We start from the raw sequence: 17,693 nt of genomic DNA, 5'->3' as shown, positions 1-17,693 counted from the left end.
CTCATGGCTATATCGACGAACCTTATAACGGCTTTGATAAAGAGTTGATTGTCGAATTATAATTAGTTTTTACGGAAAACCGTACTTATAATAACTCTATTTTATAGATCTTTATCTTGTTAATTTATATTCAGTTATCCGTGTTGGGAAATGTTTAGTATTATTTTGCAAACACCAAAATGTTCATTATATTCAAATGTTCATTGTCAGTGAACATATTTAAATATTGAACAAAATGTATAAGGATAATGATTATATCTACGAGGCAATTGCTTCATTAGAAGATTCTTCGAAGCTTACTATAGAGTTTTATAGCAATCGTGGAGAATACGATGGTATTGTAGATATAGAGGGAGAACAGTTTTATATGTTTGCGCGCAAAGATGCAAGGTTAATTCATGCAAATCTTATTGTCAATGAGATTATAAATCATCCAAATTATAAAACAACTAAAAATTACATCGTTGTTTCAGATTTTATAGCAAACGAATCAAAAGAAGTTTTTAAAAACAACAAAATAAATTATTTAGATACTTCGGGTAACGCTTTTATTTTTTCAAAGAAGCTAAGGGTATTTATAGAGGGTAGAAAGAAAAGCAGAAATGAGGTAAATAATTCTAGTGCTAAGATTTTTCAAGAAGCTGGGATCAAATTAATTTATGTATTGCTAACTAATCCAGAGGCAAGCAAATGTTCTCTAAGAGAACTAGCAGCAAAAGCAGGTATTGCATTGGGATCTGTAAGTAATATTATGAAAGAATTAGAGGAAGAAAACTTTATCATTAAAACTTCAAAAGAACGTAAGCTTAAAAATAGAGAAGAATTACTTCAAAAATGGGTGGCAGCTTACAATGAAGTATTGAAACCAAAACTTTTCCGAAAAGCTTACCAAATAAAAAATGCAAGAGATTTAGTGATGAACAATTCAATTGCATCGTATGAAATTGGTGGGGAATTAGCAGCAGCTGAAATAACAAATTATCTTAAACCTAGAGATTACGAAATTTATTATTCAGATGAATTAATTGACTTCTCAAAGCTATTCAAATTAATTCCAGATACAAACGGCAACCTTAAAATCTACAATAAGTTTTGGGTAAATGAAACAGATACCAATATCAATCGAATAGCTTCAAAATTATTGATTTATGCAGATTTAATGGGAACTAATAATGATCGTAACCGTGAAACTGCTCAAATAATTCTTGACAAAGGATTATAAATTTTAATTATAAACAAAAAATAACACAATAACCATCCAATGGAAACGCAAGACATCATCTTAGAAGACAATCAATTAATTTGTATTCTAACCGAAAATATTAAGAAGGCTTCTTCTCAAGAAAAAAACATACAATCCATCATTCGTATGTTAAACGAAGAGTATGGATTCGAAATGGCAGATATGGCACGTGATTTTAACATCGTTTACGTAGAGCCAGATACAGGAAAAAATAAAAAGCAAAAAATAGAAGTGGTTGTTTTCGAAAAAGGAACAGACCATTTGCAAGAAAATATCATTCGTATTGCAGTAGTACAAGACGAAAAAGTTAAAGAAAACGACAAAAAGAAAGGGGTAACACCAACCTTAGAAAATGCTTTAGGGGCTGTCGAAAGTTGTGAATTTGGTTTATGGACCAATGGGCAAGACATCAAATATTTGCAACGTGAATATGATGTGTTTGATAACGAAAACTTTATCGACTTAGCCGACTTTCCTGGTGAAGGTGAAACCATAGAAGACATGGATCGTGCCGATCGTTCGCACGCACGTAAACCTGCCAACGATTCCTTAATCAAAGTCTTCAAACGTTCGCACGATTACATTTACGGAAACGAAGGCCGCAAAAAAGATGCTTTTTGGCAGTTACTATACCTTATCTTCTGTAAGTTGTATGATGAAAAACGTCGTTTCTTAGCCTACGAATCTGGCGAATCTTATCGCCGTAAATTCTGGGTTGGGGTTAAAGAACAAAATACAGACGAAGGACGTAAACAAGTAGCTGATCGTATCAAAAGCATCTTCGAAGAATTAAAACAATCAGGGACTTTCTCGGATGTATTCGACGGAAACGAAGCCATCGACTTAACAGATAAAGGAGTAGCATTTATTGCTGGAGAATTAGCCAAATACAACTTCTTAGATGCCACTGTCGATGTAAAAGGTATGGCGTACGAAACCATTGTAAGTAACACCTTAAAACAAGAAGCAGGTCAATTCTTTACACCACGTAACATTGTAAAAGCAATGGTAGAAATGTTAGATCCAAGCGAAAATACACGTGTGTTGGATCCTGCGTGTGGATCGGGGGGATTTTTAGTCATGGTATTAGACCACGTACGTAAAAAAATTGCCAAAGATTTATACCCTGAGTTAGATGGGGTACTTTTGGCAGATAAATTCAATACGTATGAAGTGAATGAGCGTGTGCGTGAATACGCGGAAACCAATATTTTTGGATTCGATTTTGATCCTGATTTAAAGAAAGCTGCGCGTATGAATATGGTAATGGCAGGAGACGGTCACGCGAATATTTTTCACGTCAACTCATTGGCCTATCCACAATGGGAGCATCCAGAAGAAATTGCTAAAATCAAATCAGCCATCGATACCAGTGTCGAACGTATGCAAGACATAATCGAGAATTATACCTCAGATGCACGTGGCAAGTTCGATATGATTTTTACTAACCCTCCATTCGGAGCCAAAGTAAAAGTAGATACAGAGATTGCTGAAAAATACTTCTTATCCAAATATTCAGATGCACCAGAGGTATTGTTTATCGAAGCCTGCTACAACCTATTAAAACCAGGCGGTAAAATGGCAATTGTATTGCCTGATGGTATTTTAGGGAATCCTAATACGTTGCCTGTACGCGAGTGGATTTTAGAAAACTTTAAAATCTTAGCCTCTGTCGATTTAGCCGTAGAAGCCTTCTTACCACAAGTGGGGGTACAAGCTTCTTTATTGTTTTTAGAAAAGAAAACCGATTTACAACGCAACATTGCCAACGAAGTAAGCGAAGACTACGACGTATTTATGGCAATTGCCGAAAAATTAGGAAAAGACCGCCGTGGAAACCCAATTTATGTACGCGACGAAGACGGTGCCGAAATCTTATTCCCAACCACTACAGAATATGTGGTGAAGGACAAAGAAGAAAACGCCATCGTAAAAGCACGTACCGAAAAACTAAGAAAGTTAGACGACGATTTACCGATGATTGTGGAAGCCTATTATGAATTTTTAAATAAATAGAAATGAAAATAGGTACAATTAAACATATAGATTTAAAATCATCTGTTAGATTCGATGGAGGATTCCATTTATCTGAATCTGTAATTTTTGAGAAGAAAATCAAGAAGATGGATTTTAAAATCTTAGATGAATTAGTAGATGAAATCTTTACCGCTGGTCGTAGTAAAAGGATTTACACAGAAAAAGAATTTGGATTTCCATATTTAAGTAATTCTGATGTGGCTAAAAATAATCCGTTTGAAAGTTGTAAGTACAACTCTATAAAATACGCATACGATGAACCATCTTTTTTAAAGGAGGGTATGATTGTTACGGGGCGTGTTGGTGCAATTGGGCAAACAGCATATATCAATTCAGAGCTTGAAAAAATGAAAGCTATGGGATCTGATAATATTATCAGAATTGTAGCTAAGGACAAGGATAAATCAGGTTATATATATAGTTACCTAGTTTCTAAGTATGGAAATACATTTTTTCATAAAATAGCATCAGGAGGTGTACAGCCATATATTTCTGAAGATCAAGTAAAAGATATCCCAGTCCCAATCCTACCCGAAGAAAAACAACAACAAATCCATCAATTAATTGTGGACAGCGCCAACCTTCGTGTAGAGGCTAATAAATTATTGAAAGAGGCTCAAAGTGTTTTAATATCAAATCTGGATTTAGAAGAAAGAATAAATACGAATATTCCAAATCGTATAAAATTATCAGATATTAAAAGAAGTCATCAAGTAAGGTTTGAAAGCTCATTTTATACTTCAAAGGGAAGTAAGTTGAAAGATACTATTGCTAATCAAAATAATTGTGTTCTTTTAGGTGAATTATCCGAACGTATTTTTAGACCAGGTATTTTTAAAAGAAATTATGTTAGTAATGGAATAGATTTTTTAGGTGGTTCTGATATTACAAAATCAATACCTGATAGCGAAAAGAAGCTTTCTCCAACTAAAACTTCAAATATTAATGAATTAAAGCTTGAGGAAGATTGGATTTTAGTTACTTGTGGTGGTACAATTGGAACGTCAGTATATGTAAATAATTATTTGTCTAAAAAGTTAGCTTCTCAACATATTTTGAGAGTAGTTCCAAACAAAATTCTAAATGGATATTTATTTGCATTTTTATCATCTGATGTTGGAGTTGAAATCATAAAAAGTTTTACATATGGTTCTGTAATTCCACAGATAGAACCACATCATTTAGAAAAAATTCCAATTCCAATTATTGATGAAAAATTGATGGAAGAGATTAACTTAGATGTAATCTCATATAAAAACAAAATTGATGAGGCAATTTTAAAAGAAAACCAAGCAATAAATCTAATCGAAAACGAAATTGATGCATGGCAATAACTAAACAACCAACATACTTCAACCAGCAAGTAAATGCCGGGGAAGAAAAACTACTAAAATTCTTAGAAGTCAATTTACCAGACGATTTCTATCTAATACCAAATATCGAATTGGTCTCAACCAATCCGCATAACAACCAAACGCAGTATTGGGAGTACGACTTAGTGGTCGTGGCTCCCCATGCCGTGTTCAACATAGAAAACAAAGATTGGCGTGGCCGTATCGAAGGCGATGAAACCAACTGGTACCTAGATGACCGCCCACGTAGAAATCCATTACGTACCAATCGTCAAAAAACGGCTATTTTAGCTTCTAAGTTGAAGGAGCAAAATCCGTATTGGGGTAAGGCATGGGTGCAAAACATGCTTACCATTTCTTACGATAATGTGTTAGAACGTTACCTAACCCCAGAAGACGATAAACTAACTTTTGACTTAGACAAACGTCTAATCGACTTCCTAACCGATTCATCCGAGGTTAATAAAACAGAAGATGCCATAGCAGATATCCAACATAAAATTGTTGACTACTTAACGGGGCACCAAAATAAAAAACGTGTAGAGGAAAAAACACAAATATTTGAGTACGAAATCGTAAAAGTTTTAGATCAAACCAATTTCTATACAGAGTATTTAATCAAATACCCTGGGGCTTCTTCAACCTTTCGTGTAGCCAAAGAATTTGCTTTACAAGTAGCGGGTTTATCTCCTATGGATTTAAAAAATCGAGAAGATAAAATCCGTAACCAATACAATGCTTTAAAAAATCTAAATGGTAAACCATTTATTTTAAATGTAGATTTCCGTTTCGATCCAGAAAACCATTTGTTCTACGAAATCTCTGATTTTTTAGCCGATCGTTCCTTACGAGCAGAAGCAAGAATCAAAACCTTTACCTTCAACGAAAAGGTACAGTTTCTTAAAAACATCATGGTAGCTTTACGTTCAGCGCACGAACAGAACATCTATCACCGCGACATTAGCCCAGATAACATTTATTTAAATTCTGGTTTTGCTTATTTAGCCAACTTTGGAAAATCCTATTTCTTTGAGCACGAAGAAGAAGGTTATACCGTAATGCCAAGTATTACCGAGCAAAATGTTACGCCTTACCAACCTCTTGAATTAACAGTAGGTGATGTATCGGCGGTTACAGATATTTATGCTTTAGGGGTATTAGCGTACTGGATGTTTTTAGAAAAAGAACCATTCAAATCACCATACGAGTTAAATCAATTAGGAGGTCATCTACCAAAGCATTTAATGCCTACAACGATCAATCCGCATTTACCACAATGGATTGATGAGTTCATCAATAAAACCATTCAGACCAATGAAATGGATCGTGAAACACAAATCGAAAAATTATATGAATTTATCGAAGAAGCCACGAATCTACATACCAAAGGATTTAACGGGAATCAAGAACCTGCAACTATACCAGTAGCCGTTCCTTTCGACGAGCTAAAAGAAGGAGACGACATAGGCGATTATACCATTTATAAAACGTTAGGTAGAGGTGGGTATTCGCGTGTATTTAAAGTAAAACATAAATTACAAGGCGAATTTTATACCTTAAAGATGTTCAACGAAAGCGTGAATGTCAATTCGGTAATCGATGAGTTTAAAGCATTAGAACAAGTTCATCATCCCAATATCGTGAAGTTCAAATGGAACGGAACAACCTTCTCGGGGCAGTTCTATACCTTAATGGAATATTTAGAAGGAGATAATTTAGGCGTGTATTCACGTACAGAAGCTAAATTACCAATCCATCAGGTATATAATGTAGCCAAAGATATCTTATCAGCATTAGTCGAAATGCAAAAAGTGAATCCTCCAATTATTCACCGTGACATCAAACCACAGAATATCATTTGGGACAAAGGGGAGCGTTTTGTATTAATAGACTTTAATGTGGCTACTGCAATTGACAATAACCAAGATTATGTAGGGACTAATCCATATTTAGCACAAGATTTAATTTACGATGGATACAGAGTAAAATGGGATTTAACGGCCGATTTATTTTCGCTTGGGGTAACTTTATACGAGTTATTGACGAAAAAATACCCTTGGACACCAAGTAAGTTACCATTGATTCATGGGCAACCAAAAGATCCAAAAGATTTTGAACCAAATGTTTCAAGAGCTTTTGCTGATTTCATATTAAAGGCAATTAAAACCAATAAGGAAACACGTTTCCATAATGCAGCGGAAATGTTAGAAGAATTATTGCGCATAGAAAATGATATTTTAGAATTATCGGAAGATACAGGTGAAATGAGCAATCGTGCCCATTTATACCATACACAAATTTCGATCCGTCAAGAAATAAATGGTTTTGATGTCAAACTTTACAACAGAAATAATACATATGTAGATTTACATGAATCTATTCAGAACGTATTAAGTCGATTCAAAGAAAAATTGACCAATTACAAATCGTCTCTTGATTTAGGGAAACCAATCAAATTAGTATTGAAAGTAGATGATGAATTCATTATAAATGAAGTATTTTGGCAAGGTGGCGCGAAATCATTTACTGAAGGAAATGTAGAGCGTATTTACCAAGCTTTAACAGAACTATTTGATAAAAACAAAGAAGAGCTAAAAGTTAAGAAGATAAGTACAGAAGGAGTTAATATGGTCGATTACCTAAACTCCTTATATTCGCAATCCAAATACGGGAATTTTGGTACACGTGTCAATCTTAATGGAAATACATTAGATAACGATACCTATACGTCAACAAAATTAGATCGTAAATTAATACCTGCCATAGTAGATGGAAAATACAAATTAGTCATCATTACAGGGAATGCTGGAGATGGAAAAACTGCATTTGTCAAAAAAATTGAACAAAATGCCAATGTGAAAGAGTTAACTCATTTCGAGCACAAAAACGGCGCACAGTTTAAAATCAATGGAGTTAACTACGAAAGTAATTATGATGGTTCTCAAGATGAAAAAGGGTTTGAAAACAATGATGTATTAGATAAGTTCTTTAGTCCTTTCGAAAATTTACAGAACTATAACAAAGCTTCTGAAGGAAGGATTATAGCAATCAACGAAGGACGTTTAGTGGAGTTCTTAACGACTTCAGAAAAGCACAAAGGTTTGGCCTATGCGATCGAGAATTATTTCTACGAAGAAGGCTATTCGCAATTACCAGAGGGGGTATTAGTCATCAATCTAAACTTGCGTTCGGTCGTTGCACAAGATGAAAACGAAGAATCCTTATTCAAAAAACAAATACGTGCATTAACCCACAAACAATTATGGACGAAATGTGAAGGGTGTGAGTTTGCTCATCACTGTTTTATCAAGTACAATGTAGATTCAATCAATGATTCTGCCGCTGGTCCAGAGATTATCAATCGTTTAGAATGGTTAATCAGAACAGTTAGTCTAAAAAGAGAGTTGCACATCACCATGCGTGATTTAAGATCTTTCATTGCATTTATCATAACCCGTGATTATGCTTGCGAAGAATTAAAATTAATTCCTCGTCTAACAGAAGAAGATATTGTAAATTATTGGAATCTATATTATTTCAATATTTCGAATCCTAAAATTCAAGACTCTGGAAATAGCGATCGTTTAATCAAACTAATTCGTGAAACAGATATTGGTGAAGTGGCTATTCCTAAATTGGATCGTCAATTATTTTTTAGTCCACATAGGCCAAAAGATTATCTAATCTTTGGAGAAAGAGAGAATAATCTATTGGAGGAATTCAATGAACAAAAAGCATTAAGCCCTGTGCATCAACAAAATGCAGAAACAATTGCTTTAACCAAAGAAAAACACAAAACATTTGTACGCCATCAGTATTTTGAAGGAAACATCAATTTTGATGAAATAAAACAGAAGGAACAAATTCAGTTAAAACCAACATTTTTAAATAGAATTCCATATCAATCTATTTTTGAATTTGTACAAAGCATTAAGGCTTCCGATAATTTAGAGGAATTGAAAGTTTCGCTTTCAAAAGCCATTTCTATAAACGAAGGAGCGAACAATACCAAGATTGCTGAAAAGTATTTGATTTTATCATCCAATGACATTAAAGATCCTTACGGTAAAGCATTTAAATTATTGCCATTAAAGGATTTTGAGTTAATTGTTTACGACACAACTCATTTAACAAAATACCTGGAATACGAAACAGATGCATTGATATTTAGACATAAGAAAATGCCGAATATTGCTTTAACCATTTCATTAGATTTATATGAAATGTTATACTTTATTCACAAAGGTTTTAGTCCTTCATTAAATGACATGAAAGGGAAATTCATTGAATTGATCGTATTCAAAAACTTATTAGAAAATCTGAATTACAACGAAGTGGTAGTAACCGCTAATAATAAAGATTTCTTCAAAATAAGTAAATCAGTTGAGAATAAAATTGAAATCAATCCTTTAGTAGTATAGACATGGCAATTAAAATAAATAAAAGCGAAGGGGTTTTCAGAAATGAATTGATTTTAACTTCTGACGCCAAAGTAACCAATATAGATAATACATTGGTGAATCTTTTTATGCTATTAAAACATAATGGGATTCGACCTAAACAACGTGCAGCTAAAAATCAATCATTAGAAGTGGACATAGATAAAATCATGCATTATTTTAAGGCATTGGAAGATCAAGGTCACTTTAAGGGAATTAGCGAAAACAGACAAGCAGTTGAAATTTGGATCAGACAAAACTTAGCGAATTTGGTCAATAGAGGAAATTTAGAAAAAGAAAAAATTTCATCCTTAAAACCAATTCATTTAGAAAGTTATAGAATTAGAAATGCAAAAAATACACGTGATTATTTCAGTGCAGATCAAGTCTATCTAATGCTTGGACAAAAGCCTGCAATCAAAGAAGAATTAAAAAAGTATTTAGTACAAGGATGGGATCCGCAAACCAACGAGTTCCTTCAAGGGAATAACTTAGATGTGGATAGTTTAGGAATCCTTCATTTAATAAAAAATATTAGTATTGGGATAATTGAAAGTAATACGTCATTAAATCAAATTAAACCTTTATTACCAAAACAGGCAGAGTTATTTTGTGAAGATATTCACCGTCTATTGGTGTACAAAGAGATTATACCACGATCGGTATTAATTGAATACATCAAAACCATAACATCATTTCACTTAGCTTTATATAGTTTTAAAGTAATAAACTACTTACCTAAAATGTTGGATCAAAATTCCATTGAAGTGGATGACGATTGGAAAGTGGTGGTTGATGTTACGGATAATTTTGAAAGTAAAATATCGCAATTTGCAATCAAAGATGCAGAAATCAATTACAATGCACTTTATAATTATATAAAAGCCGGTTTTCAGATTAACACGATTATTAATGCATTCAGTTTAGATAAATCAAAATCATCGAGTTTAGAACAAGCAATAAATAAATTGAATAATGAAAATACATTGGTTGAAGCAACATTAACAGCCTTCTGGAGTATGTTGAGGAATAACCAAACGGAGGAAGATAATGAGCTATTGGATGATATGGTAAAATACGAAACTACTTCATTTGATAAGTATGTAGAAGCTTTAATGAAAGTGAAAGGACCGTATCAGTTAAAATATTATCCTCAGTTTTTAGATAGTATTTCACAAAAGAACAACGACCGTGGTTTTTTAGCACAAGGACGAAGCAAGAAACATCCAAGACGTTTTGTTTTAGGCACACGTTTGTTAGAAGCTTTAGTACAAATTCAGGTGCTTCATTTAGAAAAGGAAAAGTTTGTCACCAAAAATGTATCGATTGAAGATTTAATGGAAAATCTAAAAAATCGTTACGGATTAATAATTAATGGATTGAATGAAGAGGAATATCGTAATGCAGATGTAAATACAAACTTGGCATTCAAAGAAAATGTAGAAGCCTTTAAATCTAAATTAAGACAAATTGGGTTTTACAATGACATGAGTGATGCCTATATTTTACAAAAGGTTAGACCTAGATACGAACTAAAATAACCAACAACGATGACAACGACTCAAAACTATACATATTATGATTTCATAGTAGACATTATTCTACAACAGTTTCAACATGAATTTGCCGAAGCGAAACCTGGACATTGTATGAAAATTACAGGCTTGGCAGATGAGCAATTATTTATTTTGCTAGATAAAATAAGAACCCACTATCCTAAGATGGATAGCTTTATTATTAATGATGCCGAAGTGGGGGATAAATACATTTCTGCAACTAAATTAATTGAGTTAAGAAACAATCAATCCAAGCCAATTTTAATTTTAATTCCTTCAAATTCAAGAACAGCTGCGGAAGATTCTTATGGTAATGCAACCTTCAAAGATTTACAATTAGAAAATATAGATCGTATTCTAGTAGATAAAATATTCAAAAAAATACCAGAAGAAAAGAAGAGAAGCATACAAACCATTGTTGAAATATTCAATATCAATAAAAATAATAATCCTGCTTTAGCCAAATATTTAATCTTACTTGAAGAGAATAATTATGCTGATAAAGCAATTGGAGAGTATTTATTTTTAATTGGTGGATTACCAGACCATAAATTATTAGAAGATCCTTCAGTTGCGCGTGCGAGATTGATTTTAAACCAAAAGAGTCTTAATATTTTAGCTTCTTTTAATAAATCAATCTACGAACGTGTGGATAGTTTAGAAATCGAAAAAGATTCCATTCAAAAAGAGTTAATTCAATTCTTTAGAGAAGAAAAAAATATTGCCAATAAATCAGATATTGTTGAAACCATTTTCAATAAATATCAAAATTTATGCTTTGGAAATTGGAAGATTCCTAATCTAAATTTTGACAATCTTAATCTAGAAGTAACAAATATCTCATCTCCTAATTTTGTAATGGAAGATGGAGTAAAGGTTTTAAAAGCAAATGAAGGTACAAATGTCAAAGTAAAAGTACAATTTACAACTACGCCTCCACCAAATCAGGTGGAAAGTTTACATGGTTTTAGAATCGTGTTAATGGAAGCAGATGGTGGGGCTGGTCAAGAAATTACAACGTTAAGAAAATTAAAAAACTCGAAAGCAGCATCTATTTTTCGCTCGGCTGATATCGAAATTAATTCCAATACAACAGAAGAAATGACATATTTCTTCAAAGTATATGCGGAAGATGAACACGGAAATATTCTAAATGCTAACGACGATTTTGCAAGTGATGCCATACAAAAAGCTTGGGAAGAACAAGGGAAAACCCCAGAGGCTAAAGCTGATCTAAACTTTAAATTAAAGTCTGATTCAGAAGATTTTTATTTTGCAATTGATGAAGCTGAAGAGGATTTAAAAAATATCCGTAAGGATAAATTAAATAACGTTACACAAGCGCATTTTAAATTCAATTTAGATAATTTAAAAAATGGAATTGAAGCCGATTTTCCTATTCCTGCAGAAAGTTCTAATAGCTGGTTAAACGATGAAAAACCAAAATTAAATTCAACTTTTTATATCAATTATGGTATAAAGTTTAATTACCAAATCATTATATCTTCTAAGTTAAGATATTTAGAAAATGAATTGTTAAAACAAGAAGGTAATTTTGGACATTTATACGCAAAATTGAATCCTAATTTCAGTGCGCTTAATTTCGATGGATGTGAGTTTAGATTATCGCCTTTAAATGAAGTCGTACCTAAAAAAGTTAAAGAGGCACGTAGTAAGTTGTTTAAAGCGATAAAAGAATCAAACGAAACAGAAAATGGTATTGTTGAAACAGTAAATTTAGTCGAATTAAAAGAAGAGATCAAAACATACTTAGAGGCTTATAATAAGTGGATTAAAGAGTTAAATAATAGAATTAATAAATCAATTGAACAAGAAGATAAGGAGCAATTAAAGTCCTTATATGCGGATATTCAATTTTTAGATTTAATAAAAGTAAAAACGCTATTACCAACAAAAGAATCTATTGAAATTCTTTTATTATCGCCATTACATCCGTTAAGATTAAGTTGGATGTTAGAGTTAATCGAGCGTTTTGAATTTTGGTACAAAGAAACACTGATCTATAAAGATCATGACAAAGAATGGTCTGCGTTGCAAAATTTGTTCTTAGGCGATTTAATCCCTTCGAATAATCCCTTCGTTTTTGCTGATCCTAAGTCATTTGACAATTACGAATATCTAGGTGAAATTGCTTTTGGATGGGGAATTTATGTCAACGAAGCAAATAAAGGAAAAGACGATTCTTTAGCGCCTAAAACATACCAAATCAAACAGTATGTAGCGAATTTGTTGAACATTCCAAATGGGAATGAAGTAGATACAAACGTAAGTAAAAGTTTAATCATTAAACACCTTAAAAATTACTTACAACAGCATCCTTATGTTGACAAATTAGTGTTAAACTTATTTAATGTGGGGGATGCAAATAAGTTTGCGGAAGCGTTTATTGATATTATCAAGATTAAAGAATACGTTGATATAAAATTTGAGGTAAGATTATTCGTAGCGAAAAATAATATCATTGAACCTGGTGATGCGTTAAAGGATTTGATAAACCCTGAAAGAAACGTATCTGAAGAGGCTGAAGCTTTCTCACAAGCATCAATCAATCGTTTGTTTCCTAAACTTAGATTTTCAATCAATAACATTGAAGATTTCTTAGCGAATCCAAGTGTTTTTAATGCACATGTAAGTTTTATTATAAATCCTTTTTCTCCTAAAATTACGCTTACTAAACCTGTATTTAAAACTAAAAATGAGTTTTTAAATGGGTTGATTTTTCAATCGAATACCGATGGTAGTTTCGATGAAATAACGAATGGGTTCAAATGGGTAAACTATCAAAACATAGCCAAAGAAAAAGAGAAAGTAATCAATACTACATTTGCGAATATTCAAGAGAATATTGCAGCAACTTTAGCAGCGCATCAAACCGATGCCATTCCTGCTATTGAATTAAATCTTTCCAATAGAGACAATGTGCTTTTAAGCAATTTGCATGAATTTTCGGATTGGGTTATTACATTTGATAAGTTCTTAGGTCCTCAAATTTTTGATCAACCGTCAGAAGATAACAAGATTCCTTTCTTACTTGATTATATTCCTGGGGAAGAAATTTCGGGTATTTCGTCTTATCTGACAACAAAACCGAATGAAGAAATTTATAGTTTAATCGCACCTCATTTTGAAATATTTAATGTAGATATTGAAAGGGAAGAAGATAAAATTTCTATACAAAATATCCTTGAAGATGTTCGTGCGTTAAGCAGCTCTTTAATTTTACAATTGAATTCGTCTAAGAATAGAGCATTTGAAGTAATCGGGTCTGCATTCTCTAAACGTGTCTTAGATAAAAAGCATTTGTTGAAAAACGCATTTATTATTCCTATTGATTTACACCAAAACCTATTCAATGAATTAGAGACTAATTCTAAAAGTAGAGCGGATAATTTATTCATTAGAATAGATCCAAAATCAAGAGAAATTAATTGTTCAGTTTTAGAAATCAAGTGCCGTACTTATTTAAATGTACAAGAAAGAGAGGATTTAAAACTGAAAATGTTGGAGCAAATTGACAATACAATTTTTGCATTAAAATCACATTTTGACCCAAATAATTTTAAAACAAAAGATCGTTTAGATCGTGAGATAAAAAACAAAGAATTTAAAAATCTTCTAGAGTTTTACATCGAAAGAGCTTTTCGATACAATACCTTAGAAGAAAATTCATACAGGGCTTATTTAGATTTTATTCAAACGCTTGATAATGGATTTACAATTAAATTCAATAGGCTTGGGTTTATTTTCGATTTTTCTTTTGATCAAAAGCATTTAAAACAAGTTTTTGATGACAATACTACCATTTTTACGTTTGGAGAATGGTTAATTAAAGATATTTTAGATCCTAATTCTGATTTGAATACATTAAGATTAGAAGACTCTAAATTAAAAGAAGAATTAATTAAATCGTTAGATTACAACGATAAATTAAAACAATTCGTTGGGAAATACAAGGCGAAACTTAAGGCGAAAGAAAACGATACTCAAGAAGAGGTAGAGATTGCGCAGGAAGGTAAAGATGACAAAGAAATAGATATTCCTACAACTACAGAAACTCCTATTAGCTCAAATCCTGAACCAATTGTTCAGATAGAAACTACTGAGAAAGGATTGGTTGACGAGGGAGCTGCTACAGCAGCACAAAATGTAGCTGAGGAACAAGTTGAATATGCTATTCCTAAATACGATATTTTAATTGGAAAATCATCAGATTCTTCTCAATACGGTATGTTAGGGACTTCTATTCATAATAAAAAAATTGCTATTGATTTATCTGAAACTAATACGATCAGTTTATTTGGAGTGCAAGGTGGTGGTAAAAGTTATACCATCGGAACATTATCTGAAATGGTATTAAAACAAATAAATAATATCAATAAATTAAGTCGTCCATTAGCTGGAGTAATTTTCCATTACAGTGAAAGCATGGATTATGAGCCTGAGTTTACTTCAATGATTTATCCTAATGATGTAGAACGTGAAACAGCGATTTTAAAAGAAAGATATGGGGCTGAACCTAATAATATTGAAGATGTTATTCTTTTAACGCCATTTGATAAAGTGGAAGAACGTAGAACTGAATTTCCTTCAATAGAAGTAAGACCTATTGGATTTAATTCGAAAGAACTAAATGTACAAGATTGGATGTTTTTATTAGGGGCAATAGGAAATGAATCTTCTTACATCAAGCAGTTAAAAGCGATTATGAAAGAAATTCGTCGTAACATTACGCTTGAAGGACTAAAGCAAAGTGTTGAGGATTCGTTATTATTATCAAACGCTCAGAAAGCTTTAGCAAAACAACGATTATCTTTTGCACAAGAATACATTAACGATGAGTTTTTCTTAAAAGATGCGATTAAACCAGGTCGTTTAGTAATTGTAGATCTTAGAGATGAATTTATTGAAAAGGATGAAGCTTTAGGTTTATTCGTCATCATGTTAAATATTTTCTCTGGTGTAAAAGAAATTGATGGACATTCATTTAATAAGTTCATTGTTTTTGATGAAGCGCATAAGTACATGGACAATAAAGATTTAACGAATAACATTGTAACTGCTATTCGTGAAATGCGTCATAAAGGAGTAAGTATTATGATTGCGAGTCAGGATCCACCAAGTTTACCTAATGAAATAATTGAGTTAAGTTCGGTGGTTTTAATTCATAAGTTCAATTCACCTCAGTGGTTAAAACATATTCAAAAGTCGATTACCCAATTAAGTGCTTTAACGCCTAATGATATGAGTATGCTAAAACCTGGGGAAGGTTTCTTATGGGCTTCAAAAGCTACAGAAAATGCAATAACAAATCAGCCTCAAAAAATAAGTACACGACCAAGGTTTTCTAAACATGGTGGGGCTACATTAAAAGCAGATAGATAAATGGAATATTTCACGTATTCAAACATAGGAAAAAGAAAAAGTAATGAAGATGCAGTTCTTGTAAAAGAGCTGCATCCAAATTCCTTATTCGCTATAATTGCGGATGGCATGGGTGGTTATGAATATGGAGAACAAGCAGCAGAACTGATAATTGAAAACTTGCTCACATATTTTAGTGCATTAAATAATAATTCGTATGCTAAAAATGATATTGAGAATGCCATTAAAAAAGCAAATTTAGCAGTAAAACATTTCAATGATAAAATGGCTGTTAAATCTGGTGCAACAATAGCTGGTGTAATCATAAACAATGAAATAACACAAATATTTTGGATAGGAGATGTTCAAGTTGATTTATTTAAAGGGAATGAATTAGTTTATAAAACAGAATCTCATACTTTAATACAAGATTTGAAAAAACAATTAGAAGTAGTCCCTATTGAAATGATTCAAAAATACAATCATATCGTAACGAGAAGTATTTCAGGTAAACGTGAGATTATTGATTTCGGATATCAAGAATTTAAAAACACTGATTTTGATATGTTGATTATTTCAAGTGATGGGGTAAATAATTGCATCAACACTTCTCAATTATTAGAGTTAGAATTAACGGAAATTAATGAAATATTGGAATTGAATGCATTTGATAATTACTCATACATTATATTAAAAAAGTAACATTAATTTCAATTAAAATTAAAAACGACTTCTCAGATAATAAAATGTTACAAAATTGAATTTTATTTGTATTTATTTTAAAATAACTAATTGATAATAAAGCTTTAATACTTTTATGTATCGGAAAATAGTTCTCAAACATAGAAAATCTCAATGTTTCTTTTCAAAGCAAATTAATTTTGTGTCTCTGAACCAGAATTTATAGTTTTTTATCATTTAGCAATATAGATAAATTTTAAAAGTGACTACAGCAACCGAAGTAATTCGTCCAGTCATTGTTAGTAATAATCGTGGCATAATCGAAACTAAGAGATTGAATTTACTAAGCTAATATTAAATTCAATTCATCAGCCGATCACTTTAGACATCTCTTTTGTGTAATCATTCGTTTAAAGATTTATCAAATTCTTGGAATAATTCAGGTACAGAAATATTTTCAAATGTGCAAAGTTTGTAGATTGTTGACAGTGGGATGTCATATGGGGAGCCATCATTGATTCTCGTCAGTGTTCCTCTTGAAATACCGCTTTTATTAGCATAGTCGTTTCTAGAAACTTCATTACCACTAATTTTGTAAGGAGAACAGAATTTTTTCTTAAGAAATTCAATAAAGCTTCTTTGGTATGCTTCTATTTGAACTTTACTAACCATATTATTATCATTTTTAATTATTTAAAAATTACTGGACGAGATGTTGTCCATTTGAATTTTTATTGTTATATTTGTTCTAGTTAATTATTATAGCGACACATATAGCAGTGATGATTCGCTGCTAACAACGGTGTTACTCATGAACGAAACCGTCAAATTCCACATGAGTAAATCGTGAGCTCGCTTTCTATTGAATTTTTTTATCTTTACAGATATAAGTTCAATAGGGCGAAGCTCATGTAAGACTTCTGTGGAAACATAATCTTGATTATGGGGCTCTTGACGGTGCCTGTTCGGAAGCATTGAGCCTCGCTCTATTGGTATTTACCTA

The 17,693-nt window shown here is 32.1% G+C and carries 8 protein-coding genes; 7 read left to right on the top strand and 1 reads right to left on the bottom strand.

All coding sequences use genetic code 11. From position 1 onward, the window contains the following. The first annotated feature begins 235 nt into the window (after positions 1–235). The 7 genes from FLS47_RS01920 to FLS47_RS01890 are packed head-to-tail and all read left to right on the top strand — an operon-like array spanning position 236 to position 16,711. Positions 236–1,222, top strand: coding sequence for a type IV toxin-antitoxin system AbiEi family antitoxin (locus FLS47_RS01920; RefSeq protein ID WP_149912709.1), 987 nt, complete (start codon positions 236–238; stop codon positions 1,220–1,222). Positions 1,223–1,261: 39 nt separating this feature from the next. After that, on the top strand, positions 1,262–3,259 hold the full coding sequence (mads2, locus tag FLS47_RS01915; protein ID WP_149912708.1) for a methylation-associated defense system DNA methyltransferase MAD2: 1,998 nt from the start codon (positions 1,262–1,264) through the stop codon (positions 3,257–3,259). Between the two features lie 2 nt (positions 3,260–3,261). Continuing rightward, positions 3,262–4,614, top strand: a complete 1,353-nt coding sequence (mads5, locus tag FLS47_RS01910; protein WP_149912707.1) for a methylation-associated defense system restriction endonuclease subunit S MAD5 — start codon at positions 3,262–3,264, stop codon at positions 4,612–4,614. Further along, complete coding sequence (gene mads6 / locus FLS47_RS01905) at positions 4,605–9,053, top strand: methylation-associated defense system protein kinase MAD6 (protein WP_149912706.1); 4,449 nt, start codon at positions 4,605–4,607, stop codon at positions 9,051–9,053. The genes mads5 and mads6 overlap by 10 nt, the downstream gene beginning before the upstream one ends. A 2-nt stretch (positions 9,054–9,055) precedes the next feature. Next, a complete protein-coding gene (gene mads7 / locus FLS47_RS01900) occupies positions 9,056–10,612 on the top strand; it encodes a methylation-associated defense system protein MAD7 (RefSeq protein ID WP_149912705.1) in 1,557 nt (518 codons plus the stop codon). A gap of 9 nt (positions 10,613–10,621) precedes the next feature. Beyond that, a complete protein-coding gene (mads8, locus tag FLS47_RS01895) occupies positions 10,622–16,030 on the top strand; it encodes a methylation-associated defense system ATP-binding protein MAD8 (protein WP_149912704.1) in 5,409 nt (1,802 codons plus the stop codon). Then, positions 16,031–16,711, top strand: coding sequence for a PP2C family protein-serine/threonine phosphatase (locus FLS47_RS01890; RefSeq protein WP_149912703.1), 681 nt, complete (start codon positions 16,031–16,033; stop codon positions 16,709–16,711). Positions 16,712–17,092: 381 nt separating this feature from the next. Here FLS47_RS01890 and FLS47_RS01885 read toward each other — a convergent pair whose 3' ends face one another. After that, complete coding sequence (locus FLS47_RS01885) at positions 17,093–17,362, bottom strand: helix-turn-helix domain-containing protein (RefSeq protein ID WP_149912702.1); 270 nt, start codon at positions 17,360–17,362, stop codon at positions 17,093–17,095. Positions 17,363–17,693: the final 331 nt, after the last annotated feature.

Source organism: Sphingobacterium cavernae, assembly GCF_008520265.1.
Classification (GTDB): Bacteria; Bacteroidota; Bacteroidia; order Sphingobacteriales; family Sphingobacteriaceae; genus Sphingobacterium; species Sphingobacterium cavernae.
Note: the sequence above shows the minus strand (reverse complement) of the source record. Positions and strands in the feature narration are given on the sequence as shown.